Annotated in this window: 51 protein-coding genes and 1 pseudogene; 24 read left to right on the forward strand and 28 right to left on the reverse strand. The window is 69.5% G+C overall.

Features of this window, described 5'->3' with window-relative positions; all coding sequences use genetic code 11:
* Nucleotides 1–41 precede the first annotated feature (41 nt).
* The 4 genes and pseudogenes from OG294_RS13790 to OG294_RS13800 all read left to right on the forward strand — a co-directional run bounded on the left by OG294_RS13790 (nucleotide 42) and on the right by OG294_RS13800 (nucleotide 1,049).
* Nucleotides 42–278 carry a hypothetical protein gene (locus OG294_RS13790; protein ID WP_327066782.1) on the forward strand — a complete coding sequence of 79 codons (237 nt, stop codon included), beginning with the start codon at nucleotides 42–44 and terminating at the stop codon, nucleotides 276–278.
* Nucleotides 279–355: 77 nt separating this feature from the next.
* Nucleotides 356–532, forward strand: a pseudogene (locus OG294_RS41105) (FDXHR family putative zinc-binding protein); the annotation flags it as partial.
* A gap of 107 nt (nucleotides 533–639) precedes the next feature.
* A complete protein-coding gene (locus OG294_RS13795) occupies nucleotides 640–876 on the forward strand; it encodes a hypothetical protein (RefSeq protein WP_327066783.1) in 237 nt (78 codons plus the stop codon).
* 35 nt (nucleotides 877–911) lie between these two features.
* The gene (locus tag OG294_RS13800) at nucleotides 912–1,049 is read left to right on the forward strand and encodes a hypothetical protein (RefSeq protein WP_327066784.1); all 138 of its coding nucleotides are present in this window, start codon (nucleotides 912–914) and stop codon (nucleotides 1,047–1,049) included.
* Between the two features lie 104 nt (nucleotides 1,050–1,153).
* Here OG294_RS13800 and OG294_RS13805 read toward each other — a convergent pair whose 3' ends face one another.
* Entirely contained in the window at nucleotides 1,154–1,480 is a 327-nt protein-coding gene (locus tag OG294_RS13805; RefSeq protein ID WP_327066785.1) for a hypothetical protein, read from the reverse strand.
* Nucleotides 1,481–1,645: 165 nt separating this feature from the next.
* On the opposite strand from OG294_RS13805, the gene OG294_RS13810 reads away from it, so the two are divergent.
* The 6 genes from OG294_RS13810 (at nucleotide 1,646) to OG294_RS13835 (ending at nucleotide 3,994) form a co-directional block, all read left to right on the forward strand.
* The gene (locus tag OG294_RS13810; protein ID WP_327066786.1) at nucleotides 1,646–2,011 is read left to right on the forward strand and encodes a hypothetical protein; all 366 of its coding nucleotides are present in this window, start codon (nucleotides 1,646–1,648) and stop codon (nucleotides 2,009–2,011) included.
* 54 nt (nucleotides 2,012–2,065) lie between these two features.
* Entirely contained in the window at nucleotides 2,066–2,437 is a 372-nt protein-coding gene (locus tag OG294_RS13815; RefSeq protein WP_327066787.1) for a hypothetical protein, read from the forward strand.
* 36 nt (nucleotides 2,438–2,473) lie between these two features.
* Nucleotides 2,474–2,836: a hypothetical protein gene (locus tag OG294_RS13820; protein ID WP_327066788.1), complete on the forward strand. Its 363-nt coding sequence runs from the start codon at nucleotides 2,474–2,476 to the stop codon at nucleotides 2,834–2,836.
* 85 nt (nucleotides 2,837–2,921) lie between these two features.
* Nucleotides 2,922–3,266 carry a hypothetical protein gene (locus tag OG294_RS13825; RefSeq protein ID WP_327066789.1) on the forward strand — a complete coding sequence of 115 codons (345 nt, stop codon included), beginning with the start codon at nucleotides 2,922–2,924 and terminating at the stop codon, nucleotides 3,264–3,266.
* A gap of 252 nt (nucleotides 3,267–3,518) precedes the next feature.
* A complete protein-coding gene (locus tag OG294_RS13830; protein WP_327066790.1) occupies nucleotides 3,519–3,848 on the forward strand; it encodes a hypothetical protein in 330 nt (109 codons plus the stop codon).
* The gene (locus OG294_RS13835) at nucleotides 3,845–3,994 is read left to right on the forward strand and encodes a hypothetical protein (protein ID WP_327066791.1); all 150 of its coding nucleotides are present in this window, start codon (nucleotides 3,845–3,847) and stop codon (nucleotides 3,992–3,994) included. Before OG294_RS13830 ends, OG294_RS13835 begins: the two co-directional genes overlap by 4 nt.
* A 179-nt stretch (nucleotides 3,995–4,173) precedes the next feature.
* Here the strand turns inward: OG294_RS13835 and OG294_RS13840 are convergent, their stop codons facing one another.
* On the reverse strand, nucleotides 4,174–4,422 hold the full coding sequence (locus OG294_RS13840) for a hypothetical protein (protein ID WP_327066792.1): 249 nt from the start codon (nucleotides 4,420–4,422) through the stop codon (nucleotides 4,174–4,176).
* A 348-nt stretch (nucleotides 4,423–4,770) separates the two neighbouring features.
* Here OG294_RS13840 and OG294_RS13845 point away from each other — a divergent pair, with 348 nt between their 5' ends.
* From OG294_RS13845 to OG294_RS13910, 14 genes are all read left to right on the forward strand, one after another.
* Nucleotides 4,771–5,250: a hypothetical protein gene (locus OG294_RS13845; RefSeq protein ID WP_327066793.1), complete on the forward strand. Its 480-nt coding sequence runs from the start codon at nucleotides 4,771–4,773 to the stop codon at nucleotides 5,248–5,250.
* Entirely contained in the window at nucleotides 5,250–5,924 is a 675-nt protein-coding gene (locus tag OG294_RS13850; RefSeq protein WP_327066794.1) for a hypothetical protein, read from the forward strand. Before OG294_RS13845 ends, OG294_RS13850 begins: the two co-directional genes overlap by 1 nt.
* A gap of 59 nt (nucleotides 5,925–5,983) precedes the next feature.
* The gene (locus OG294_RS13855) at nucleotides 5,984–6,220 is read left to right on the forward strand and encodes a hypothetical protein (RefSeq protein WP_327066795.1); all 237 of its coding nucleotides are present in this window, start codon (nucleotides 5,984–5,986) and stop codon (nucleotides 6,218–6,220) included.
* A 58-nt stretch (nucleotides 6,221–6,278) separates the two neighbouring features.
* Nucleotides 6,279–6,479 (forward strand): helix-turn-helix domain-containing protein, encoded by a 201-nt coding sequence (locus OG294_RS13860; RefSeq protein WP_327066796.1) that lies wholly within the window; start codon nucleotides 6,279–6,281, stop codon nucleotides 6,477–6,479.
* A complete protein-coding gene (locus OG294_RS13865; RefSeq protein WP_327066797.1) occupies nucleotides 6,476–6,868 on the forward strand; it encodes a hypothetical protein in 393 nt (130 codons plus the stop codon). The genes OG294_RS13860 and OG294_RS13865 overlap by 4 nt, the downstream gene beginning before the upstream one ends.
* 17 nt (nucleotides 6,869–6,885) lie before the next feature.
* Entirely contained in the window at nucleotides 6,886–7,068 is a 183-nt protein-coding gene (locus OG294_RS13870) for a hypothetical protein (protein ID WP_327066798.1), read from the forward strand.
* Entirely contained in the window at nucleotides 7,061–7,264 is a 204-nt protein-coding gene (locus OG294_RS13875) for a hypothetical protein (protein ID WP_327066799.1), read from the forward strand. The genes OG294_RS13870 and OG294_RS13875 overlap by 8 nt, the downstream gene beginning before the upstream one ends.
* A gap of 355 nt (nucleotides 7,265–7,619) precedes the next feature.
* Complete coding sequence (locus OG294_RS13880; protein ID WP_327066800.1) at nucleotides 7,620–8,333, forward strand: hypothetical protein; 714 nt, start codon at nucleotides 7,620–7,622, stop codon at nucleotides 8,331–8,333.
* Entirely contained in the window at nucleotides 8,330–8,563 is a 234-nt protein-coding gene (locus OG294_RS13885; protein ID WP_327066801.1) for a hypothetical protein, read from the forward strand. Before OG294_RS13880 ends, OG294_RS13885 begins: the two co-directional genes overlap by 4 nt.
* Before the next feature lie 314 nt (nucleotides 8,564–8,877).
* A complete protein-coding gene (locus tag OG294_RS13890) occupies nucleotides 8,878–9,393 on the forward strand; it encodes a hypothetical protein (RefSeq protein WP_327071544.1) in 516 nt (171 codons plus the stop codon).
* Nucleotides 9,390–9,830 (forward strand): hypothetical protein, encoded by a 441-nt coding sequence (locus OG294_RS13895; protein WP_327066802.1) that lies wholly within the window; start codon nucleotides 9,390–9,392, stop codon nucleotides 9,828–9,830. Before OG294_RS13890 ends, OG294_RS13895 begins: the two co-directional genes overlap by 4 nt.
* Complete coding sequence (locus OG294_RS13900) at nucleotides 9,823–10,320, forward strand: hypothetical protein (RefSeq protein WP_327066803.1); 498 nt, start codon at nucleotides 9,823–9,825, stop codon at nucleotides 10,318–10,320. Before OG294_RS13895 ends, OG294_RS13900 begins: the two co-directional genes overlap by 8 nt.
* Nucleotides 10,321–10,417: 97 nt before the next feature.
* The gene (locus OG294_RS13905; protein WP_327066804.1) at nucleotides 10,418–10,915 is read left to right on the forward strand and encodes a DUF6221 family protein; all 498 of its coding nucleotides are present in this window, start codon (nucleotides 10,418–10,420) and stop codon (nucleotides 10,913–10,915) included.
* The gene (locus OG294_RS13910) at nucleotides 10,908–11,135 is read left to right on the forward strand and encodes a hypothetical protein (RefSeq protein ID WP_327066805.1); all 228 of its coding nucleotides are present in this window, start codon (nucleotides 10,908–10,910) and stop codon (nucleotides 11,133–11,135) included. The genes OG294_RS13905 and OG294_RS13910 overlap by 8 nt, the downstream gene beginning before the upstream one ends.
* 33 nt (nucleotides 11,136–11,168) lie before the next feature.
* On the opposite strand, the gene OG294_RS13915 is transcribed toward OG294_RS13910, so the two are convergent.
* The 26 genes from OG294_RS13915 to OG294_RS14040 form a co-directional block, all read right to left on the reverse strand.
* On the reverse strand, nucleotides 11,169–11,615 hold the full coding sequence (locus OG294_RS13915; protein ID WP_327066806.1) for a hypothetical protein: 447 nt from the start codon (nucleotides 11,613–11,615) through the stop codon (nucleotides 11,169–11,171).
* Nucleotides 11,612–11,965: a hypothetical protein gene (locus OG294_RS13920; RefSeq protein WP_327066807.1), complete on the reverse strand. Its 354-nt coding sequence runs from the start codon at nucleotides 11,963–11,965 to the stop codon at nucleotides 11,612–11,614. Before OG294_RS13920 ends, OG294_RS13915 begins: the two co-directional genes overlap by 4 nt.
* Nucleotides 11,962–12,153, reverse strand: a complete 192-nt coding sequence (locus OG294_RS13925; RefSeq protein WP_327066808.1) for a hypothetical protein — start codon at nucleotides 12,151–12,153, stop codon at nucleotides 11,962–11,964. The genes OG294_RS13920 and OG294_RS13925 overlap by 4 nt, the downstream gene beginning before the upstream one ends.
* The gene (locus OG294_RS13930; protein WP_327066809.1) at nucleotides 12,153–12,557 is read right to left on the reverse strand and encodes a hypothetical protein; all 405 of its coding nucleotides are present in this window, start codon (nucleotides 12,555–12,557) and stop codon (nucleotides 12,153–12,155) included. Before OG294_RS13930 ends, OG294_RS13925 begins: the two co-directional genes overlap by 1 nt.
* Nucleotides 12,558–12,566: 9 nt before the next feature.
* Entirely contained in the window at nucleotides 12,567–12,845 is a 279-nt protein-coding gene (locus OG294_RS13935) for a hypothetical protein (protein WP_327066810.1), read from the reverse strand.
* Complete coding sequence (locus OG294_RS13940) at nucleotides 12,842–13,075, reverse strand: hypothetical protein (RefSeq protein WP_327066811.1); 234 nt, start codon at nucleotides 13,073–13,075, stop codon at nucleotides 12,842–12,844. Before OG294_RS13940 ends, OG294_RS13935 begins: the two co-directional genes overlap by 4 nt.
* Nucleotides 13,072–13,356, reverse strand: a complete 285-nt coding sequence (locus OG294_RS13945; protein WP_327066812.1) for a hypothetical protein — start codon at nucleotides 13,354–13,356, stop codon at nucleotides 13,072–13,074. The genes OG294_RS13940 and OG294_RS13945 overlap by 4 nt, the downstream gene beginning before the upstream one ends.
* Nucleotides 13,353–13,688, reverse strand: a complete 336-nt coding sequence (locus OG294_RS13950) for a hypothetical protein (RefSeq protein WP_327066813.1) — start codon at nucleotides 13,686–13,688, stop codon at nucleotides 13,353–13,355. The genes OG294_RS13945 and OG294_RS13950 overlap by 4 nt, the downstream gene beginning before the upstream one ends.
* A complete protein-coding gene (locus OG294_RS13955; RefSeq protein WP_327066814.1) occupies nucleotides 13,685–14,290 on the reverse strand; it encodes a hypothetical protein in 606 nt (201 codons plus the stop codon). The genes OG294_RS13950 and OG294_RS13955 overlap by 4 nt, the downstream gene beginning before the upstream one ends.
* The gene (locus tag OG294_RS13960) at nucleotides 14,287–14,499 is read right to left on the reverse strand and encodes a hypothetical protein (protein WP_327066815.1); all 213 of its coding nucleotides are present in this window, start codon (nucleotides 14,497–14,499) and stop codon (nucleotides 14,287–14,289) included. The genes OG294_RS13955 and OG294_RS13960 overlap by 4 nt, the downstream gene beginning before the upstream one ends.
* A 39-nt stretch (nucleotides 14,500–14,538) precedes the next feature.
* On the reverse strand, nucleotides 14,539–14,718 hold the full coding sequence (locus OG294_RS13965; RefSeq protein ID WP_327066816.1) for a hypothetical protein: 180 nt from the start codon (nucleotides 14,716–14,718) through the stop codon (nucleotides 14,539–14,541).
* A complete protein-coding gene (locus tag OG294_RS13970; RefSeq protein ID WP_327066817.1) occupies nucleotides 14,715–15,017 on the reverse strand; it encodes a hypothetical protein in 303 nt (100 codons plus the stop codon). Before OG294_RS13970 ends, OG294_RS13965 begins: the two co-directional genes overlap by 4 nt.
* Nucleotides 15,014–15,178: a hypothetical protein gene (locus tag OG294_RS13975; RefSeq protein WP_327066818.1), complete on the reverse strand. Its 165-nt coding sequence runs from the start codon at nucleotides 15,176–15,178 to the stop codon at nucleotides 15,014–15,016. The genes OG294_RS13970 and OG294_RS13975 overlap by 4 nt, the downstream gene beginning before the upstream one ends.
* 17 nt (nucleotides 15,179–15,195) lie before the next feature.
* A complete protein-coding gene (locus OG294_RS13980; RefSeq protein WP_327066819.1) occupies nucleotides 15,196–15,492 on the reverse strand; it encodes a hypothetical protein in 297 nt (98 codons plus the stop codon).
* A complete protein-coding gene (locus tag OG294_RS13985; protein ID WP_327066820.1) occupies nucleotides 15,489–15,617 on the reverse strand; it encodes a hypothetical protein in 129 nt (42 codons plus the stop codon). Before OG294_RS13985 ends, OG294_RS13980 begins: the two co-directional genes overlap by 4 nt.
* The gene (locus OG294_RS13990; RefSeq protein ID WP_327066821.1) at nucleotides 15,614–15,847 is read right to left on the reverse strand and encodes a hypothetical protein; all 234 of its coding nucleotides are present in this window, start codon (nucleotides 15,845–15,847) and stop codon (nucleotides 15,614–15,616) included. Before OG294_RS13990 ends, OG294_RS13985 begins: the two co-directional genes overlap by 4 nt.
* 14 nt (nucleotides 15,848–15,861) lie before the next feature.
* Entirely contained in the window at nucleotides 15,862–16,263 is a 402-nt protein-coding gene (locus OG294_RS13995) for a hypothetical protein (RefSeq protein WP_327066822.1), read from the reverse strand.
* Nucleotides 16,260–16,439: a hypothetical protein gene (locus OG294_RS14000; protein ID WP_327066823.1), complete on the reverse strand. Its 180-nt coding sequence runs from the start codon at nucleotides 16,437–16,439 to the stop codon at nucleotides 16,260–16,262. The genes OG294_RS13995 and OG294_RS14000 overlap by 4 nt, the downstream gene beginning before the upstream one ends.
* The gene (locus OG294_RS14005) at nucleotides 16,439–16,654 is read right to left on the reverse strand and encodes a hypothetical protein (RefSeq protein ID WP_327066824.1); all 216 of its coding nucleotides are present in this window, start codon (nucleotides 16,652–16,654) and stop codon (nucleotides 16,439–16,441) included. The genes OG294_RS14000 and OG294_RS14005 overlap by 1 nt, the downstream gene beginning before the upstream one ends.
* Nucleotides 16,654–17,124, reverse strand: a complete 471-nt coding sequence (locus tag OG294_RS14010; RefSeq protein WP_327066825.1) for a hypothetical protein — start codon at nucleotides 17,122–17,124, stop codon at nucleotides 16,654–16,656. Before OG294_RS14010 ends, OG294_RS14005 begins: the two co-directional genes overlap by 1 nt.
* 7 nt (nucleotides 17,125–17,131) lie before the next feature.
* Nucleotides 17,132–17,371, reverse strand: a complete 240-nt coding sequence (locus OG294_RS14015) for a hypothetical protein (RefSeq protein WP_327066826.1) — start codon at nucleotides 17,369–17,371, stop codon at nucleotides 17,132–17,134.
* Nucleotides 17,372–17,382: 11 nt separating this feature from the next.
* Entirely contained in the window at nucleotides 17,383–17,742 is a 360-nt protein-coding gene (locus tag OG294_RS14020; protein ID WP_327066827.1) for a hypothetical protein, read from the reverse strand.
* Between the two features lie 79 nt (nucleotides 17,743–17,821).
* A complete protein-coding gene (locus OG294_RS14025) occupies nucleotides 17,822–18,118 on the reverse strand; it encodes a hypothetical protein (RefSeq protein ID WP_327066828.1) in 297 nt (98 codons plus the stop codon).
* A gap of 10 nt (nucleotides 18,119–18,128) precedes the next feature.
* Nucleotides 18,129–18,509 carry a hypothetical protein gene (locus tag OG294_RS14030; protein WP_327066829.1) on the reverse strand — a complete coding sequence of 127 codons (381 nt, stop codon included), beginning with the start codon at nucleotides 18,507–18,509 and terminating at the stop codon, nucleotides 18,129–18,131.
* Between the two features lie 11 nt (nucleotides 18,510–18,520).
* Nucleotides 18,521–18,817 (reverse strand): hypothetical protein, encoded by a 297-nt coding sequence (locus tag OG294_RS14035; protein ID WP_327066830.1) that lies wholly within the window; start codon nucleotides 18,815–18,817, stop codon nucleotides 18,521–18,523.
* Nucleotides 18,818–18,869: 52 nt separating this feature from the next.
* Entirely contained in the window at nucleotides 18,870–19,256 is a 387-nt protein-coding gene (locus OG294_RS14040) for a DUF6205 family protein (protein ID WP_327066831.1), read from the reverse strand.
* Nucleotides 19,257–19,281: the final 25 nt, after the last annotated feature.

Raw genomic sequence — 19,281 nt, forward strand, 5'->3', positions numbered from 1 at the left:
GAGGCCAGGGTCGTGACGGGACGCAGGCCGCGGAAACGGTCATGACCCGCAAGGCCAGCACCGTCCCGGACGCGGTGGCGGCTCTGATCCAGGGCGTGCTCGACGATCACCCGGCTGCGGAGCGGGCCGCGTACGGGCGGCTGATCGTCAGGGCTCTGCGGGAGGACGGGTGGCTGGTGGTGGCGCCGACGGGCCGTGGCACAACGCGGGCCGTCGGCGGGCCGTCCAATAGCGCTCCGGGCGCGCGGTCCGCCCCGAACGGCTCACAGGGCCGCTGACGGCTCGAACGTCGCTCGCTCTGCTCTCGGCCTGTGAGGCCGTCCAGCAATTTTGAACTCAGCGAAATGAGGCATCTATGCGTTACACCCAGTCTGGGCTCCCGGCGAACGCCATCGTGCACGGCGCGTGCGGGGGCTGGTGGTCGGGCCTCGGGCGGTCACACTGCCCGTCGTGCCACGAGACGTTCAGCGGCGAGTCCGCGGCCGACCGGCACCGTGTCGGCGCGCACGGCGTCGACAGACGCTGCGCAGACCCTGCGACCGTTGGCCTGGTGGCCCGGCCGATGCCGTTCGGGACGCTGTGGTCCTGGCCGGCGCCGGAGGTCGCGGTGTCGGTGCTGCGCGGCGGGGCGGTGGCGTCGTGACGGCCCGCGAGGAGGTGATCTGCCAGGTGCTGGCCCGGTGGGCGGACGAGCTGGACCTGCCGGTGACGGTGCGCCAGTTGGCTGGCCTGGCGGTGGAGGTGGATCGGGAGTTGCGCTGGCAGGAGCCGCATTTGCGGCCCCGGGTGGCGGGCTCGAAGCTGCGGTCGACTCCGGACGACGCGAGGTTGATCGCGGCCCGGCTGGAGGCCAGCTTTCGCGGCGGTGCGCGGTGAGCGGGCCCGAGGGGCTGCCGACCAGGGAGCAGCTCGTGGCTCTCGTGGATCGCACGGAGCGGCACGTGCTGACGCCGCGGGAGGCCTATCTGCTGCGCCTGGGGCTGGCTGACCTGGCTGCTCGTGCGGCTGCGGCTGATGCTCCGGTGGAGGATCTCGGGGCGCAGTGGTGAGCGGCTGCGGCGTGGACGTTCGTAGGTGTTCCTGCGCGGGCGATGGCGGGCAGCACGATGTGCCCCACGGCGGTGGCCGTGTGGCTGGGCGGGGGCGGGGCGGGTCAGTCCTCGGCGGCTTTGGTGCGGCGGGGGTTGGCGACGGGTTCGGCGGGGAGTGCTTCGGTCTTGGCTGCTCGGAGTGCTGCGGCTTCGGGGCCGACGGTGGGTGCGCGACGACGATTGTCGGCGCCAATGGCGATGGCGATCTTGCGGAAGTACTCGGCGGTGAGGCCGGTGAATGCGGCGAGTTCTTGGTTGCTGGCGCCGGCGCGGATGGCGGTCTCGGCTGCGTCGCGAACTTGGGGTTTGAGGTCGCGTTCGGTTTCGACGGCGCGCTTGTAGCGGGTGAAGAGCTGGGCGGTTTTGGTGTCGGGTTCGTAGGTGGTCATGGGGCGATGGTCTCACGTAGTGGTGGCCAACGGGTAGGCCATGGCGTTGGGCTCAGAAAGAATCATGAAGCCCAACATGTTGGCCTATTGCTTGGCCAACGCGTTGGGCTCATACTGGAGACATCAGGGCGGCAGCAAGCAGCCCAACTCCCCAAGGAGTCAACGATGCTCGCCACCACCCGCACCGCCCGACAGATCGTCAAGGCCCGCACCCACAACCAGCGCCAGACCACCAAGGCCCTGCGCAACGGCGCCCCGCTCACCGCCAAGGCCTCGCTGATCCAGCGCGGCCTCGACACCGCGACCGCCGCCCGCTTCGCCTCCGCGTTCTCCAAGACCGCCGGGGCCGGCGTCGGCACCGTGAACGAGCTGAAGCTCCGCCACTCGAAGTCCACCGGCCGGCTCGTCGTCCTCACCGTCCCCGCGAAGACCTTCACCGCCGAGCAGATCACCGCCGCGCTGCTCACCTACCGGCCGAAGACCAACAAGGCCGCAGCCGAGCTGTTCGCCCGCCTCGCCCTCGCCGCGTAGTTCGCCGCCACCCAGCCCGCCAGCCCGCGCGCCACCCTCACATCGGAGACCGCCGTGATCACCAGCAGCGTCATCGCCCGGAGCAGCACCCATAAGGTCGAACTGGCCATCACCGGCGCCGCGCCCGTCACCGCCGAGGCCCCATACGGCGGCGAAGAGTCCTTCGCCGTCACCGGCGTGCGCATCACCTACGTCGACGGCAAGGTCACCGCGATCCGCTACTGCACCACCACCGAGGACCTGTTCGTAGCCCCCGAGTACTTGGGACAGCCGGAGCTCTGGCCGTCATGGCTCCCCGATCTGGTCGAGCAGTACCGGCCAGCTGATGCCGCCCTGCCCGGCTGCCCGCAGTGCGATGCGCCCGCAGTCGGCGACCGAATCCCCACGCACACGCCGCGCTGCCCGTGGAACAACCCGAACTTCTGACCGCCACCCAGACCACCCGCCCAAGAGGAGCCCACAATGATCGCCCCCGCCAACACCAACTGCGTCGAGCTCCTCACTGCCGACCTGGCCCTGATCGGCCGCACCCCGACCGCCATCGAGATCGCGGCCACCATGAGCAGCGGCTACCGGCCGCCCCGCTACCTCGTTCTCGTCAACGGCGCCCCGCAGCAGCTCGCCATCAACCGACTGCTTGCCCGTGTCCGGGCCCGTTCGGCGTCTCGCCGCAACCCCGACGCGACCATCGAGGTCGAGTACCGGCCCACCGGCGAGCGGGCCACCGCCCGCATGGACGGCTCGTTCGTCCACGTCGGTGGCTACCGCCCGCGCCACCCGCGGTACTGCGACTGCGGCGAGCCGGGCTGTCACTCCGCCGCCTGACGGCCGCCCGGGTGCCCGTGCGGGACGGGCACCCCACGAGACGCCCAGCCGACCACCGTCCCGCACCATCCGCGAGGAGACCACGATGCACGATCCCGTACAGCTTCCCGTCCCGCTCAAGACCGGTGTCACCGAGGTCTGGGAGTCCTACCCCACCAGCACGCCGGGCCTGCTCGCCCACGAGATCCCCGAGCATCACCGCAAGCCCGGCGAGGAAGCGCACTGGCGGATCAGCCACCACACCGGGCTGACGTTCGGCGCCTTCTACACCAAGCAGGCCGTGTTCACGTGCGCCGAGTATGTCGCCGACATGGCGGATTGGACGCGCCCGGCGGAGGAGCTGGCGGCGGACGCTTCGCTGGACCTGGACGAGCTGTTCACGCGGGTCTTGCAGGCCGACGGCATCCCGCTGTACCGCCGGCCCGCCTGATCCCGTACCCGCCCGCACACCACCCCGGAGACCCCCGCTCGACGGTTGTCTCCGCCGGGCCTGCCCTCCCAAGGAGCCCCGAATGCCCATCGATCCGTCCGCGTGCAGGGACTGCTGGGTGCCCGCACGGCCGCCGTACCGGAGGCCGCCCGTGGACTGGCAGCCGTGGGACGAGCCGGCCCCGCAGTACTCCGAGACCGGCGTGACGGCCCGTCGTGCCGCCCGCACCAACCCGACCACGAAGGAGACGCCGTGACCGACCAGCCTGTTGAGGCCCGCTGTGACCACTGCAAGCAGACCCGTCCGCTGTTCCTGTACGAGCCCGACCACGACTTCCACGTCATCCCGGTGCCGTGTGAGTGGTGCGCGAGGGAGAAGCAGCCGCTTCTGTGCGCCCGCTGCTACAGCGTCGAGAAGCGGCGCGAGGAGAGCGCGCCGGTGAGCCCGGTTGAGGAGCAGGCCGTGATCGGGTTTCACCTGCTCATCGCGAACAACGCCCGTCTGATCGCCCGGGCCGAGGCCGACCGCGCCACCTGCGAGGGGATCGCCGCCGCAACCGCCAAGTCCGAGAGCGCGGCATGACCGCCGACGACTGTGACGGCTGCGCCGGAACCGGCGAGTGCGCCAACTGCGTCGACGCGGACTCGTACGCCTGCAGCGAGTGCCTGTGCACCGGCGAATGCCCCGACTGCGACGGCACCGGCGAGCAGGACGCTGACGCCAACTGACCCGCCTGGTGGCCGCTGTTCCGGCGGCCACCCCACCCCTGCTGACACGTGAGGAGCCCGTGATGACCACCGCACCCGCCGAGACCGTTCGGGCCCTTCCGGACGAGCTGATCGCCGCGTTCCATGCCCGCACCACCGCCCTGCCTGGCGGGCATCTCGCCTGGATCGGTGCCCGCGACTCACGCGGCGTTGCGGTCCTGACCCACCGCCAGGCCCGGTTCACGGCGCAGCGTCTCGCCTTCGTGATCGCCAACGGTGTTGAGCCGGTCGGTCGCGTTCAGGCCGGCTGCGACCACCGTGGTTGCGTCGAACCAACGCACATCGACGACTTCGCCCGCAGGGAGCGTGATCGTGCGGCGCTGCGCCTTGTACTCGGCGCCCGACCTCGTCGCCCTACGTGCCGCCGCGGCCACGATCAGGCCTTGCATGGCGGGCTCACGCCGGACGGGCGAGCCCGCTGTAACGCCTGCAACCACCCCACCACCTGAGGAGCCCGCCGTGCCCGACACCCGTACCGCCTGCGCGACCTGCCAGCAGCCCATTGCCTTCATCGACTGCCCGACCGGCGGTTGGTGGCAGCACGACGAGCACCCCGCCGACGAGCACGACGCGTTTCCGCCGAACGGCGGCCACACCGAGTCGTGTGCCTACGTCGGCGGAATCAGTAGCCGCTGCACGTGTTCGTGCCCGACGTGTGGGCCCGTCTGCCTGAACCGGACCCACGACCGTGTCTACCGAGAGCTGGGGTACTGACCGTGCCAGCCATCCCTCCCCCGTTGTCCGACGAGCAGTACGCCGCCATCCGCGCCCGCCGTAGCGCCTACCTGACCAGCCACAGTCACATGAACGGCTTCGCCTGCTGCCCCGCCCACGCCTCTGCCGACGACGTGCCCGCGCTGCTCGCGGAGGTGGACCGGCTGCGCGCCGAACGCGACCAGGCCCGCGCCGAGTTGGACGCCGCCCGGTCCTGCGACTGCTTCGCCGCGACTTTCCACGCGAACACCTGCCAGTACGCCGTCATCACGTGGAACGGAACCACCTACAACACCGGACACTGGCTGATCGACTGCGAGGGCGTGCCGTGGATGCCGCACTCGCTCGCCAACGGCATGACCGGCGAACTACTGCTGCTCTGCAACGGCGACTACTCGAACGACCCTTCGCTGATCAGCGAGGTGCTGGGCGAATGGGGGCCGCTGACCGCCGGTGATCCGGTCGACCACAGCAAGATCCTCAACACCGCCCGGGAGTCCTGATGCCGAAGCAGCCCACCCCACTGGAGCAGTACATCCGCGCGATCTACAGCCCCACGACGGCCACCACCCTGCTCGACGCCTACCGCGACCAGGTCCTCACCGAGGCCGCCGAGTCGACCCGGCAAGCGGCCGAGGCGCTCCCCGACGGCCACAAGGCGATCCCCGGCTTGCTGGTTGCCACGAGCGGCCTGCTCGCCACCCCAACTGACGCCCGCTGGCCGGCGGCCCCACCACACTCCGAGGAGCACACCACCGTGGCCGACCTACCCCACGACCCGTACATCACCGTCATCGACAAGGCCCTCACCGCCGCCGGCATCGGCTGCGACGACGGCTGGACCAGCGAAGCCGACGAGTACGACGACGAAGGCGTCGGCACCCTATCCGCCGTTCTCGCCTGGGGCGGCACCAACGAGGCCGTGAACGCGGCGCTGCTGCCGTACGGCCTCGGCGTGTACTGGGCGCTGACGACCGGCTGGCAGTGGGCCGAGCGGCACGTCGACGGCAGCAACGACATCCCGCAGTACCTGCCGCTATCGCTGTGGGCCGAGCCGGCCGACGTGGTCGCTGCGGTGCGCGCGGTCCTCGCCTGCGAGGAGCCGCCCGCACAGCCGGACCGCGAATGGCAGAACCCTGACGTTGCCGCGGCGGTTGCTGCCTGGGCCGCCGAGTGACCGGCGAGCCGCCGCCCAGGCCCGACGCCGACGACACCATCCCCTGCTGAGGAGCAGCCATGGCCACGTACACCCACCAAGAGCGCACCGTCCGCCACATCGAGTACCTCGTCCCCGTGCCCGTCGCCTACGCCGAGGTGTGCAAAGCCATCGTCGCGGCGGAGCGCAGCCTGAAGCGGGCGCGTGGTCTGGCCGTCGATGCGGCGCTGTCGGACGACGCGCTGACGGTCACCGTGACCGACGACGCCGTGGTGATCGCCTACACGGTCGACGTCGACCTGCCCACCACCAGCTGACCCACCACCCTTGCCGGGCCGCTGCTTCTGGCGGCGGCCCTCCTCCGAAGGAGCCACCGTGCCCAGTCCTCTCACCCCCTTCGAGACCCAGATCCTGGGCCTCGCCGCCCGCGGCCACAGCCCCCGTGACATCGCCCATCAGCTCGGCGTCGAGGAGCGTGTCGTGCGGAACGCTATCGCCCGGATCCGCCGCCTGCTGAGTGCCCGTGACCTGCACCACGCCGTCCAGATCCACCAGACCAGCCAGGAGCAGTCGTGACCGACCAGACCCCCGCCGAGACCCTGCGCACCGCAGCCGAACGCCTGCAGTGGTTGCTCCACCCCGACGGCATGCCCGAACGGATCCGGCGACCGTGGCTCGCGCCGGCCGACGGGATGCAGGGCCGCATCACGGTTCCCGATGAGGACGTTCCTGTCGCCGTGGCGATGTGGGGCGGCGCGGCCGAGTACATTGCGGCGATGCACCCGGGTGTCGGGCTCGCGCTCGTTGATTGGCTGAAGCGTGAGGCAAAGAGCCATGAGGCGGCTGTTGTTGCCGCCGCCGAGGTCTTCCGGGACGATCCGGCTGCGGGGGCGGCGTGGGTGGCACGTCAGGACAACATGGCCGCCCTCGCGGTGGCCCACGCGCTCTTGGGCGGCGTGTCATGACGCCGATGAGCGGCCCGATGCTGGCCCTGCTGACCTTGATCAGTGTCGGCGTGGTGTGCCTGTTCCTGTGGGCTGTGGAGCGCGATGCCGTCCGCGCTGAGGTGGCGGAGCGGCAGGGGCCGCCGTTGACCGCTGACGAGGAACACGAGTGGGCGGCCATCACCGCCCGCCTGAACGAAGATCAGCAGCGCCGTGACTGACGACTGGTGCGAGGACGAGCGGTGGCTGGAGCTGCCGCTCGACTGCGACTTCGACGCTGATGACGCGGCAGCGGCGGGCCCTCAACTGCCGCCGGGCGTGCACGTGGTGGTCGTCAAGAAGGTCATCGGCAGGAAGCGCGTCGCGGTGGCCCGCTTGGCCGTGGACCTGCCAGATATCGCTGAGTGGAATGGCTAACGCCGCTTTCACGGCGGCTTGGTGCACAATGAGCGCAATGCGAAAGCGCCAACCCCCGGCAGGGCTGGCGCTTCACGAGGTACCGCTGGTGTGGATGCTCCTAGCGTACCCCTCGCACCGCCCGGAGACCCTCATGCCGTTCTCTGATGACGAGCTTGCCGAACTCCTCGGCCTCACACCTGACCAGGCCGCCCGCCGGACCCCTGAATTCTGGGACGCGGTCCGCGAGTTCCTGGCCGCCTGACACGACGAAGCGGGACGCCCCCGTCAGGGCGCCCCGCTCGACCCGCCAACCCGCTGACCAGCTCACCACGGCTCGTCGACACCGACGGTACTCCGATCACAGGAGTTGCGCATGTTCGACGCCGACGACGACCTTCCGATCGACATACCCCGCTGTTCCTGTTGCCCGCGCGAGCTGCACGGCGCCGACTACGGCCGCCTCGCCTGCGCCATCTGCGAGCGCCGCATCTTCGAGCACCTCAACGTGGTCGGCCAACTCTGGGTCAAGCTCCCGGACTCCGCCCATCGACCCGTCGGCGACCGCGCCATCGGACGCAGTACGAGCGTGCACGCTGGCATTCCCGGGAACGCGCAGGTGATCACCCTGACCGGGCCCGGTGACGACACCCCGCTCGGCAAGCTGATCGAGGTGGAGGACGACTGGCGGCGCGCGGCCGGCTACCGCCTGATCAAGAACTATGGGCGGCCGGTCGTGGCCATGCCGAGAGTCCTCAAGTTTCTGCGGGACCACCTGTGGTGGGCGTGCGCCGCGCACAAGAACCCCCGCTACCTCGACGGCGAACCGCTGCTCCCTGACGTGGCGCGGCTGAACGAGGACCTCGGCCCGATGGTCAGCGCGTTGAAGCGGGCCGTGAATGCGGATCCGCCGCCACGGCTGATCGCCTCGCGCTGCGTGGCACCGTACGTAGCCGGATTCGACTGCCCGGGGCTGGTTCGGGTCGGCGTCGACCTCGAACCGAGGCGGTGCCCGCTGTGCGGAACGCTCTGGGAACGCGAGGCCTTCATTCGGGCCGGACAGGCCGACCAGATCGGAGCGGCAGCATGAGCCAATCGAGCTTTCCGATGCCGCCGGCCGAGGAACTGGACCGGATGCGGCACGAACTTGCCAACTCGCTGCTGGCGATGCAGCAGCAGCTCGCCCCGGTCTTCGATGCTGCGGACGGGATTCGCGCGGACATGGAGCAGCGGGGCTGGTCACCGACCGCGGCGGAGTCGGTGGCGTTGACCTGGTTGCAGGGGACGATCGCGCTGATCACCACCGGGGGCGGGCGATGAACGGCGACTGCTGCCAGGCCCGCGGCGGTGACGACGAGTTGCGGCTGCAGTGCATCCGCGAACCGCACCCGGGCGACGACTGGCACCTCGACGGGCCAGAACGCTGGTGGAAGGCCGTGCCAAACGATGAGGAGAGCTGAAGTGCACTGGTTCTGTTGGGTGCTGGCCGGGATCATGGCCTACGGGTCGCTGGGGTCGGTTGCGAACGTCGGGAAGAGTCGGAAGCCGTTGACGGGTGGCGCGGCGGCGGTCGTGGTCCTGGTCAACGGGGTGATCGTGGGCTGCTTGGTAGCGATCGCGTCGGGGGTGTGGAGATGATTGAGTCTTCACCGCTGCCTGGCTCGATAGGCCTGACGAGCATCGCTGGCGCGGTCGGCCTGGGGATCCGGGTCGGCCAGGCCCTTCTCCTCGACGGTGATTGCCCATACGAGCACGCGTTCATCGTCCTCAGCGACGAGACACTGATCGAGGCCGAGCCGGGCGGCGCGCGGGTCACCGGCCTGGACGAGTACGCGGGCCGCGAGGTCCTGTACGTGGCGCCGGCCGGGCTGACGGACGAGCAGCGGACGGCGATCTGCGCCGCGGCCACGAACTACGTGCGCGTCCCCTACAGCTTCCTCGATTACGCAGCGATCGCCGCACACCGCTTCCGGCTGCCGATTCCCTGGCTCCGCAGGTACGTCGCCAGCACGAAGCACGAGATCTGCTCAGCCCTCGTTGACCAGATCTACCAAGACGCTGGGGTTCACCTGTTCCAGGACAGGAGGTGGCCGGGTTACGTCTGCCCAGCCGACCTCTGGCGACTCCTCGGCCGGGGTGAGCAACGGTGAGCGCGATCGACTGGGCGCGCTACGAGCTGGATTCTGACACCGAGTACGGCCTGCCAGTCCTGACGTTGGAGTGTGCGGCATGTCGGTCTGTTGCTGCAGCACTTCGTCGGGAGTGGTTCGCGGGCCGGTGCCGGGGCGAGGAGCCTTCCGGTCCGGTGTACGGGCTGGGGCGCCCGACTGATCTTGCGGAGGCGACGGGGCTGGCACTGAAGCATGAGCAGGGCGTTCACGGGGGCGGCGCGACCGAGCAGCCAGTGCGGTTCGAGGTTGGCGGGAAGTATCGGCCGATCGGCGACTCGTATCTGAATCAGTACGTCACGGTCGTAGCGGTCAACGGCGAGTGGGCAATCGGCTGGTGGCCCAACGGGGACCCGTGGGTCATGCGGCACGGGCTCCGCGCCGGATGGCTGGAGTGCGGGGAGGACGAGGATGAGTGAGGACCACGGACTGCCGCAGTTCGACGGCCTGCTCGGCATGCTGGACGGATGGGATTCGGCGTCGGGTGACGGCTTGCCGCCGACGCTCGACTACCAGCCGGATCCCGCGCCGGAGTTGGAGTGGGTGGCGCCTCCGCCGGAGTCGGCCGACTGGTCGTGGGGGCAGTGGCAGCGCTTCGCCAGCGTGGGCATGGTGCGCGCCCATCAGCATGCGATGGACGTGGCGTTTCTGGGCACGGCCGCCGTGCCGATGTCGTGGTCGGAGGCGGAGGTCTTTTACGACCGGGTGCAGGCGGAGGCTGATCGCTTGGCGCGGGTGGAGCGGGAGGAGTTGGCGCGCTTGTACTGGTCGGGGCCGGATCGGATCGCGCGGCGGGTGCTGCGGGAGTGCGGCGCCACGGCGGCCGAGCTGGGTCTGGTCCAGCGGTCGGCGTTCTCGTCGGAGTACAGGCGTCGTCAGCGGGCCCGGGTGAAGCGGAGGCGGCGGTGAGTGGCTGGTGGTTGTGGTTCCCGTTCGACCTCGATCTGTTGTGCCTGGTGGTCGTGTTGATCTTTGCGTTTCGGAGCGGGAGGCGACAGTGAAAGCGGTGAACGGGCATCCGGCGGTGGTGTTCCTGCGGCAGGCGCACGCGCGCGCCGAGGAGTTGGCGCGGGCGGCTTTGGACCAGCTCGGCGCTCTGCTCAACGGCGCTGACCGCGAGGAGATCGGGGAGTGGTACGTTGCAACGCGTCCTGCTACGGGGACATACGTCCGGGCCCAAGACCAGCATGGCCGAGAGACTGATGTCTGCCCAACGTATGGCGGGTCCTTCGCCGACCACATCGCCCTACACGACCCGGTGTCGGTGCTGCGCCGTGTCGCCGCCGAGCGGGAGCTGCTGGCTGATCTGCAGGCTGACGAACATCTGATGGTCGATGACGGCTGGTACTCGTGTGCAGCGGCGACAGACGACCGGTTCGGCAACGTCTGTGCCGATGAGGGGCGGGCTGGCGGGCCGTGCGATTGCGGCCGGGACGCACGGGTGGAGCGCCGCGTCCGGCTGCTCGCCCAGGGATGGGGCTGGGAAGAGGAGCAGCGTGGCTGATGAGATTCAAGCACCGTGGACGCCCGAGCAGATCCGGGCGATCAACTCCTACCAGACCGCCGCCGAGCACCCTCTCATCTGCAGCCGGACTCGTGATATCCACCAGGGCTGGCACGTGGTACTGATCGCTCGCAGGGACGGCATGCGCTGCTCTGATCCGTCCTGCAACTACCGGCAGAACTGGGCGCTCGGCCACATGGCCGCACCGAGGGAGGGGTAGCACGAGGCCCCCGGTGTTGGCCGGGGGCCTCGCTCACTGCTGCGCCTTGGCGGTATTAGCGGCGAACGTGGTGGTGCCCCACCAGCGGCAGCCTGTGGCGTCCTGGTGGACCGGCCCGTCGTGGTTGTACCGCAGCGTGCACGGGCCGACCGGGTCGCCGATGCCCGTGGCCATGCTGGCGCCGCACGCGAGGATCAGCCGGCGTTCCAGTTCGGCGGTGAGCCGGTCGCGTTCGGTCTTGAGGCGCCCGACGGCCTGCACCCACTCGATCAGTTCGTGTGTCTCCAGGTGCGCCTTCACGATGGCATCAACGGCCTGCAGTTCGCCCGCTGCGGCCCCGAACGCGATCAGGTCGACGCCCTCGGGGCACGGAAGGTCCGCGATCGGGTACAGCCTGTCCCGGTCGGTGAAGTCCAAGGCGGCCTGGTCGTGGTGCCAGCCACAGTCGAGCGGGCAGAAGTAGCGGGCCACGGCGGTCACCTGTTGGTCTCCTTCGCGGGCTGGGCCCACCGGTCCGAGGATCGCCGGTCGGGTATAGCAACGAACTCTGCGTTCCGCCAGCCCTGTTCCTCACCGGGCCGGCCGAGAGGGGCGGTGACGTGGCGGCAGAGGCCCATGTCGTGGGCGTTCTCGATTCGGACGAGGCGGCCAACGCTGTCGGGGTCGAAGGTCTGGTTGAAGCTGCTGATCTCGATGACGAGGTCGCCGGGCCGGGGCTGCTTCATGCGGTTCCGAAGTTGGAGCGTGGCGGGTGCGGGGTCGCCGACGAGGACACTCAGCCACAGGGCGCGGCCTGCGTAGTAGAGCAGCTCGATCGGATCGTCGGTCATGGCTGTTCCTGGGTGATGGTGCGGATGGCTTCGACGACTGCGGCGGTGCGGATCGTGTCGGGGAACCGCTGCTGCCAGGCGGCGGCCATCTGCTCGATCCGGGCGAGCTTCCGTCGGGCCTGGTCGCGTTCGCGGGTTGCCTGGTAGGCGGCGTGCCGCCACTCGTGCAGGCCATCAGGGTCGGTCATCAGAACCTCCACCAGCCGTCGTGCCCGTCGGGGATCTCGGGGTAGTTGGCGAGCATGGGCCGGAGCACTGCTAGGTGCTGCTCCATCACCGCCGGTTCCTGCGCGCCCCAGTACCGTTCGCCATCCCACCGGCCGTGGCACTTGCCGCCGTAGCGGCCGTCCAGGTCGGCGGTGAGGATGTCGTGCGGGTCTTCAAGGTTGAGGGGGCGGGGCAGGTAGTGGTCCCACAGCCCGAGGGTTCCGATGCAGGCGCGGGTGACGCCGTCCTTGCGCCGGTACCAGACGGCGTTGGCGGTGCCACTGAACGCGTGGAGGTCGCCGCGCGGCTGCTGCTCGCCCGTGACCGTGCTCAGGTCGATGGCGAACGGCTTGCGGGAGATCAGGAAGCGGTTGTCGCGGATCACGGCTGCCCCTCACTCCCATCCGTATTCGTCGCTGACCGTCTCCATCAACTCCGTCAGCGTGGCCTCGGAGAAGGACGCCACCGGCTGACCGTAGCGCCACACCTCCTCGTGGAACTCGCCGTCTGCGAACCAGACGCGGCCGTTGAAGTTCCATGCGGCGTGGCGACCCCAGACGGACTCGTTGCGCAGCCGGTCCTCGAAGCCGGGGTCGATGGAGTGGTCGAAGTTGCTCATGCCGAGGTCGATCTCGTTGAGGCCGTCGGGGACCGGCTTGATGGTGTCGTTCACGGCTGCTGCTCCTCGACGGTGTAGGTGACGGTTTCGCGGACGATCCGCATGGTGAGGCCGGGGACGCGTCGTGCGACGCCGGCCTGCTTGCGCTCGGCCTCGGGGATGCTGTCGCTGGGTGAGGCGACCATGCCCCATTCGCCGCTCTCCCAGCCTTCGACGTACCAGCGGTGCCGAGCGCGGCCTGTCAGGTCGTCACCCGGCTGTGTGCGATCCCAGGTGGCGGTCATCGCTTGCTCTCCTGGTGGCAGCCGTGGCAGTCGTCGACGTTGCCGTTCTCACAGCAGTGCTGGTCGAGTGGGGTGCCGGTGTCGGCGTGGAGCCGGTAGGTGTCGAGCACTTCGTTCAGGGCCTTCCACTGCTCGGATGATTCCACTTCGTACTCGTCGCGTTGGGCTTTGAGCCACTGCTCGAACTGGTCGCCGCGGCGGGGCAGCGGCTGCTGGCCGGCGGCGAGGAGGTTGTCGATCTCGTTGAGGATGTCGCGGCGCAGACGGTCGATAGCGGTCACTGCTGCTCCTGGAACTGGGACGGGTGGGTGCCGTTCTTGAGGTGCTGGACGGCGTCGCGGGCGCTCTCCCAGCCAAGGCCGTGAGCACGCCAGCCGGGGTCGGTGATGATCTGCAGCGCCTCGTCGAGGATGCCGTCGCGGACAGTCTGGTGCTCGCCGCAGCGGACGCCGGCGTCGGGCAGGAGCCGGGCGAGCCAAGGCCGGCGCGTGAAGCGGGTGGCGCACCGGCAGCAGGTGTAGACGCGCCAACTGCTGGATTTGTGGCCGCTGATGGCGATGGCGTGGCAGTTCGGGCAGCGGTGGGGCTTGTCGGGGTTCCAGCGGTTGGTCACGACTCCCCCTCCGTGCATCCGATTTGGTGGTCGCCGCCGGTCCCGGTACACGTCGGGCAGGCGTGGGGGCCGGCTCGCTGGGTCAGGAACTGGTGGAGCTGCCGGTTGTACTTGGCGTCAGCCAGGGCGTGGTGCTCCCCGCCGTCCTGCTGCGGCAGTTGCGGGTCTCCGGCCAGGTAGGCGAGGGACTGGATCTCGTGGAACCAGCGCGGAATGTCCTCCGGCATCGCCGACCAGTCGTTGTCCCACAGGGAGTGAAGCCGGTTGATGTCCTGGCCGCCGTACCAGGCGTACAGGTGGGCGGGGCCGTGGTCGCCGAAGTAACGGGTCAGGTCCGCCTTGATCTGCTTGGGCGTCTTCACGTCGGGGTGCCTGATGTCCAGCCAGCCCGGGAGGCCGAAGTCGGCGGCGCAGTTCGGCAGGTAGGGCCAGACGTTCCTGGACAGCCACGGGTGCGAGGTGACTGTGCTGGCGTCCAGGTAGGAGTTGACGGCGTAGTAGTCCCGGCCTTGGCCGTCGGTGAGGCCGATGGAGATCAGGCCCGCGATCGAAGGGTCGGACGGGATGAACTCGCAGTCCAGATAGACGTTGCGGATGGTCACTTGGTCTCCAGTGCGTATCCGGTGCGGCGGGGCTTGCCGGTCTTGGTGACCGCGCTGTCGTGGAGGGCGTTGAGGAGGATGCGGCCGGCCCTCCCGGTGTGCATGTAGAACACCTCGGCGCGGTTCGGGCCGACGGTCATGATTCGCAGGCGGATGTGCGGGGCGTGCGGGTCGCACTGCTGGTAGATCTGGCCGGGCTTCGCGGGCATGTGCTGCTCCTTGTCAGAGGGGTTGGCCGCCACTGTCGATCACCGCTGCGGGTCGGCTTCGTCGAGTCGGGCGGCCCGAAGTGCGATGCGGAGGGCCTGCTCGGCTAGCGTCTGGGTGCCGAAGGCGAGTTCGTCGGTGGATGCCGTGGTCGCGAGACGCTGGGCTTCTTGGGCGAGACGCTGGATGTCTCGGGTGAGACGGCTTCGGTGGTCGGTCAAGGCTTCTCCTGGACGAGTTCGGCGCAGTACGGGGCGTACTTGCTGCTGTAGTCGGAGTGCCCGACGGCCTGCTGCTCGACAGCCTCGACCGCGCTGATCGGAAGGGGCTGCTTGCCGAGCTCGGCGCGGGCCTTGTTGACGGCGCGGTGCATGGTGGTGCGCTCATGGGCGACCCATTCGAGTTCACCGTCGATGACGTCCTCACGCAGGTGCCGTTCCGCCTGCGCGGTGGCGAGGATGTCGCGGAACCGGTCGCGGAGGGCGAGGCGCTGGTCGAGCCGGCGGGGTGTGGTGGTCACTGGTGTTCGCCTTCCTGGCAGTAGTGGGTGCCGCCGGGGTGCGCGGTCCAGCCGGCGACACGGGCGGCGGTGTCGGCTTCCTGCTGGGTGTCGTAGGTTTCGCGGTGGCCGTAGCCCTGGCCGAGTTCACGGCCGCAGCCGTCGCAGGTGGTGACGTACACGGTGACCGATCGGACTGTCACGGCTTGGCCCGGTGCTGCTCGCGCCAGTGCTGGTTGGCGGCCTCGACAGCCACGCCGAGGCTGGTGGTGTCGCAGGTGATGCGCTTGGCTGGCGTGCAGTGGCGACACCAGATGCCGCCTACGTCCACCGCGAAGTCGTGCAGGCGGGGTGCGTACGCCTTGTGGCGGATGATCACGGCTTCGGGCTCGCCGTCGCGGGTGACGAGCAGCGGCCCGCGGGTGGTGTGGTCGTCGAGGCCGCCGATGAGACTGTCGAGGTTCAGTGCGAGGTCTCGGATGTCGATGGGGTTCACTGCTGCTCCTTCGGGGGCTGGCCGGCGCCTTTGCAGATGCCGTGGGTCCAGAGGGTTCCGTCCTTCCGCAGGGTGCGGGCCTTGCCGCAGACGGTGCAGGTGCCGGTCGGCTTGGCGGTGGTCACCGCTGCTGCTCCTTGATGTGGTCGATGATCTCGTCGACGGCGTAGGGCAGCCCGTTGTAGACGCGGTCCTCGTCGAGCTGGGCGTGCTCCAACTCGTCCAGGAACTCGGGGTTGTAGTCGGCGAGCCAGGCGCGGAACGCGGCGTGGAGCTGACGCTTGTTGGCGATGATCGACCATTCGTCGGAGTCGATGGTGTCACCGGGGCGGACGATCGGGGCGGGGGTGCGCATGGTGCTTCTCCTTGTCAGAGGGAGTTTTCATCTCGATTCGGGTGGATCAGCCAGAGTGCCGGGGCGAATCGGCCCATCTGGCGTCGCTGCCTGTCCTTGTCCCACTGCGGTAGGACCTCGTCGGGGTCGACGCCGGCGTGATTGGCGATCTCGCGGCGGAGCGGCCATGTGTCGTGCAGGGCGCGTGGGTGGGTTTCGATGCGAAGGGTGAAGGCTTTGGTGTGGCCGCGGCGGACTTCGTAGATCACCGTGTTCTCGCCGTGCGGCTTGTGCTCGGTGATGTTGTAGCGGATCGGCTTGGGCGGCTCGTCGCCGGTCCATGCCGCTTGACGGTCGGCTTCGAGGTCGTCGGGGTCGCGGGACTGCATGCGGGCAATGAACTCGGCGGCAACGGAGTCGCGTTCGGCGCTGCTCACGGCTGGGCCTCTCGTTCGCTTCGTGCCTGCTGGCGGCGGCTGCACTGGTGGTCGGGGAGGGTTTCGAGGGTGCGGGTGGTGACGCGAGCGCCGCAGTCGTGGCAGCGGATCCGGCCGGTGCGCATCCACTCGGATTCCTCGGCGGCGATCTCGTCGGGGGTCGGGGTCGGGTTCATCACCACTCCTTGGGGTCGATGAGGTCGAACAGCTGCCAGTGGTCAGTGGCCCACTTCTCGACGCGGATGCGGGTGACGCGGGAGCGGCCCTGCTGGACGAGGTCGGCCTCGGCGCGGACCTTCTCGAACGCCTTCTTCTCGCTGGTGTGCTCGGTGCGGATCGGCTGGCCAGGGGTGGCGCAGATGACCGCCCAGGGCTTCGACTTGCGGGCCATCAGGACTCCAGGTAGACGTGCGGGGTCCGGCCTGCGTGCGTCAGGAGCAGGCAGTGGTCGCCGGCGTCGTTGGGCGCGCCGCAGTGAACGGAAGGCACGGGGTCGCAGTCGAGGTTCTGGCAGTCGTCGTGCTTGCACGGGTCGACGTTGAACCAGTAGTTGCCGTTGGCGGCGTGGTGCCGGTAGTGGTCGGGCTCGGTGCTGACACAGGTGTGGCCGCTGACCTGGGCGCCGCACGGCGGGAGGGGGATCTCCTCCCAGCCGACGAAGTCCGGTGTCAGGTAGGCACCCCGGCCCTCCCAGCCGTTCGGGCCGGGCCCCCAAAGCCAGCCGAACGCAACGCCCAGTGTCTCGGAGTGGTGCTCGAACGGGCCGGGGGCGCGGCCGACGTACTTGACGAGGAAGATGCCTTCGGAACCGTTCTCGCTGCTGTGGCGGTACGCCGTTTCGGGCTTGAAGAAGTCGGTCATGGGGTCCTCAGATCTTGTTGGGCTGGATGTCGAAGGCGATGACGGTGGCCCCCGCAAGTTCGGGCCAGGTCGCCTCGACCCACCCGTGCAGCTCGGTGAACATGTCGAGGCGGGTGTTGCCTGTCCGAGGGCTGCAGGTGCCGGAACGGTCGTGTGTGCTGAACCCGCCTCCTCCGGGGATGGCCTTCATGAGGCTCATGAACCAGAAGTGGGTGCCCTGCTCGGCGGGCGGGGTGGTGTCGGTCATCGTGCTGCTCCTCAGCGCTTGGGGTGGGCGATGGTGTCGAGGCGTCGCGAGCAGGTGCCGTCCTCGCGGAGCATGGTGCTGCCGCAGACCCGGCAGTGCGGCTCGTCGACCAGCGGCCCGAACGCCGCCTCCACGCTCGCGCGGGTAGCGGGGCGCATGTCCCCAGCGAACGGCCAAAGGATTGCCTCGCCGCGCCAGGTCCACGGGACGGCAGCCCACAGTTCGGAGTCGCGGTCGTAGAGCCATGGGCAGGCGTTCAAGTCCCACTCGTCGCACAGCTCGTCATGCAGGGTCCAGCCCGGGCCCGAGCCGTTCTCGACTGGGTCGTCGGCGGGGATCTCGGTGAGCAGGGCCATGGGTCCGTCGGTCATCGGTACTCCTCAGCGGGCCAGGTAGACGGGCTGGCCGTTGACGGCAGCGCCAAAATGCCGGCCGAGTCGGTGGTGTCGGTCATGGCGTGATCTCCTTTGCGGGTGCGTCGAGTTCGGGGATGTAGCTGCTGAGCGGGCCGACGTAGCGGACGCACGGGCATTCGACGCGCTCCCACTTGATCGGCACCCCGTCCCGGTACTGCAAGCCCTGGCCCTTGACGATGTGGTGGCAGCCGGTCGCGTCGTGGAACGCGGAGCCGTGCGCGCACTGGCAGATCTCGGCGGGGGTGCGGTTGCGACGCTGGTGGCGGCCGGTAAGAACGCCGGCGCCGTAGGTGGAGGCGGCGAGGGCGGCGCCGACAAGCAACTCGAACACGAAAGGCTCCTCAGTCGTTGACGTGGTTGTCGCTGCGCGTGCACGGCCCGTCATGCACCAGACCGTGGCAGGTGCCGTACACGGACCGGACGCCACAGAACTGCAACTGCTCGTCGCCGTACGGGCGCAGCGCCAGGGCGAGCGCCTCAGCGGCGGTGACGACGTCGGCCCACGCCTGCTGCTGGTCGCGGCCCTGGTTGGCGAGGGTGGGCTTCTGCCGGTAGCGGGCCTGGGAGAACGCGTTCTGCGGGGCGCTGAGTACGGGGTGGCGGAGCGTCCAGCGGAGGGTGGCCTCGTCGAGCATGGACAGGGCGCCGGTGTACTGCGGGTCGTAGTGCTGGACCTGGTTGAGCTCGGCGGCGATCTGGTTGGCGCTGTGGTCCTCGAACATTGTGCTGCTCCTCAGTTGTCGGTGCGGGTGACGTGCATCAGGGCGGTGCGTGGCTTCCAGGTGACGGTGTAGCCGTACTGCGGGGCGGCGTTGACGGCCCGCTGGAAGTCGGCGCGGAGCTGGGGTGAGGCGGCCAGGTCTGCGGCTTCCATCGTCTGGTAGAAGCCGAACTGGTAGCGGACCTCGACGGTGTCGCGGCCAGCCTGGGTGCGGGCGTGGAAGCCCTCGTCGCCGCTTTCGGTGTCGGTGAGGACGGGCAGGGTGAGCTTGGCGAAGAGGGCGTGGACCTGGTCGACGGTGGTGTTCACAGTGCTGCTCCTTCGGGTTGGGCCGGCCGCCGGGAAGACGGGCGGGGTCGGGTCAGGACTCGTCGTCGGGCCAGACGATGCGCGGCTCGACACGGACTGCCTTGCCGTCGCGGATGACGACCCGCCACAGGTCGGTGTTCTCCTCGCCCGCGCACTCCAGCCGGCCCGACCAGGCGTGGCCGGGGAAGTCGTCGACGGCCTTCTGGACCTGGGCCATGAGGTTCCGGCAGTTGTACTCGTCGATTTCCCGCATCGCCAGTGTCGAGGCGGTCTTGCGGACGAGTTGGCCGTCGTCGGTGTCGACGGCGACCTCCTCGACGCGCAGGACCAGGTCGCTGGCGTCCCAGTGGGGTGAGATGAACGGGCTGTCCTTGATCTCGCGCCAGGACAGGGGCGGGGTGATGCGGAAGGCGCCAGTGACGTGCGTTGTGTAGCTCATCGCGAGTTCCTTCGGGTGGGTGGGC

It is taken from the genome of Kitasatospora sp. NBC_01302, from assembly GCF_035976515.1.
GTDB lineage: Bacteria > Actinomycetota > Actinomycetes > Streptomycetales > Streptomycetaceae > Kitasatospora.

Bases quoted from the DNA above. Each gene is read 5' to 3' on its own strand.
- OG294_RS13790 (WP_327066782.1), top strand. From the start codon at position 42: ATGACCCGCAAGGCCAGCACCGTCCCGGACGCGGTGGCGGCTCTGATC.
- OG294_RS13805 (WP_327066785.1), bottom strand. From the start codon at position 1,480: ATGACCACCTACGAACCCGACACCAAAACCGCCCAGCTCTTCACCCGC.
- OG294_RS13810 (WP_327066786.1), top strand. From the start codon at position 1,646: ATGCTCGCCACCACCCGCACCGCCCGACAGATCGTCAAGGCCCGCACC.
- OG294_RS13820 (WP_327066788.1), top strand. From the start codon at position 2,474: ATGATCGCCCCCGCCAACACCAACTGCGTCGAGCTCCTCACTGCCGAC.
- OG294_RS13825 (WP_327066789.1), top strand. From the start codon at position 2,922: ATGCACGATCCCGTACAGCTTCCCGTCCCGCTCAAGACCGGTGTCACC.
- OG294_RS13835 (WP_327066791.1), top strand. From the start codon at position 3,845: ATGACCGCCGACGACTGTGACGGCTGCGCCGGAACCGGCGAGTGCGCC.
- OG294_RS13840 (WP_327066792.1), bottom strand. From the start codon at position 4,422: ATGCAAGGCCTGATCGTGGCCGCGGCGGCACGTAGGGCGACGAGGTCG.
- OG294_RS13850 (WP_327066794.1), top strand. From the start codon at position 5,250: ATGCCGAAGCAGCCCACCCCACTGGAGCAGTACATCCGCGCGATCTAC.
- OG294_RS13855 (WP_327066795.1), top strand. From the start codon at position 5,984: ATGGCCACGTACACCCACCAAGAGCGCACCGTCCGCCACATCGAGTAC.
- OG294_RS13870 (WP_327066798.1), top strand. From the start codon at position 6,886: ATGCTGGCCCTGCTGACCTTGATCAGTGTCGGCGTGGTGTGCCTGTTC.
- OG294_RS13880 (WP_327066800.1), top strand. From the start codon at position 7,620: ATGTTCGACGCCGACGACGACCTTCCGATCGACATACCCCGCTGTTCC.
- OG294_RS13885 (WP_327066801.1), top strand. From the start codon at position 8,330: ATGAGCCAATCGAGCTTTCCGATGCCGCCGGCCGAGGAACTGGACCGG.
- OG294_RS13890 (WP_327071544.1), top strand. From the start codon at position 8,878: ATGATTGAGTCTTCACCGCTGCCTGGCTCGATAGGCCTGACGAGCATC.
- OG294_RS13900 (WP_327066803.1), top strand. From the start codon at position 9,823: ATGAGTGAGGACCACGGACTGCCGCAGTTCGACGGCCTGCTCGGCATG.
- OG294_RS13920 (WP_327066807.1), bottom strand. From the start codon at position 11,965: ATGACCGACGATCCGATCGAGCTGCTCTACTACGCAGGCCGCGCCCTG.
- OG294_RS13925 (WP_327066808.1), bottom strand. From the start codon at position 12,153: ATGACCGACCCTGATGGCCTGCACGAGTGGCGGCACGCCGCCTACCAG.
- OG294_RS13940 (WP_327066811.1), bottom strand. From the start codon at position 13,075: ATGACCGCCACCTGGGATCGCACACAGCCGGGTGACGACCTGACAGGC.
- OG294_RS13960 (WP_327066815.1), bottom strand. From the start codon at position 14,499: ATGCCCGCGAAGCCCGGCCAGATCTACCAGCAGTGCGACCCGCACGCC.
- OG294_RS13990 (WP_327066821.1), bottom strand. From the start codon at position 15,847: ATGCGCACCCCCGCCCCGATCGTCCGCCCCGGTGACACCATCGACTCC.
- OG294_RS14000 (WP_327066823.1), bottom strand. From the start codon at position 16,439: ATGAACCCGACCCCGACCCCCGACGAGATCGCCGCCGAGGAATCCGAG.
- OG294_RS14005 (WP_327066824.1), bottom strand. From the start codon at position 16,654: ATGGCCCGCAAGTCGAAGCCCTGGGCGGTCATCTGCGCCACCCCTGGC.
- OG294_RS14010 (WP_327066825.1), bottom strand. From the start codon at position 17,124: ATGACCGACTTCTTCAAGCCCGAAACGGCGTACCGCCACAGCAGCGAG.
- OG294_RS14015 (WP_327066826.1), bottom strand. From the start codon at position 17,371: ATGACCGACACCACCCCGCCCGCCGAGCAGGGCACCCACTTCTGGTTC.
- OG294_RS14020 (WP_327066827.1), bottom strand. From the start codon at position 17,742: ATGACCGACGGACCCATGGCCCTGCTCACCGAGATCCCCGCCGACGAC.
- OG294_RS14030 (WP_327066829.1), bottom strand. From the start codon at position 18,509: ATGTTCGAGGACCACAGCGCCAACCAGATCGCCGCCGAGCTCAACCAG.
- OG294_RS14040 (WP_327066831.1), bottom strand. From the start codon at position 19,256: ATGAGCTACACAACGCACGTCACTGGCGCCTTCCGCATCACCCCGCCC.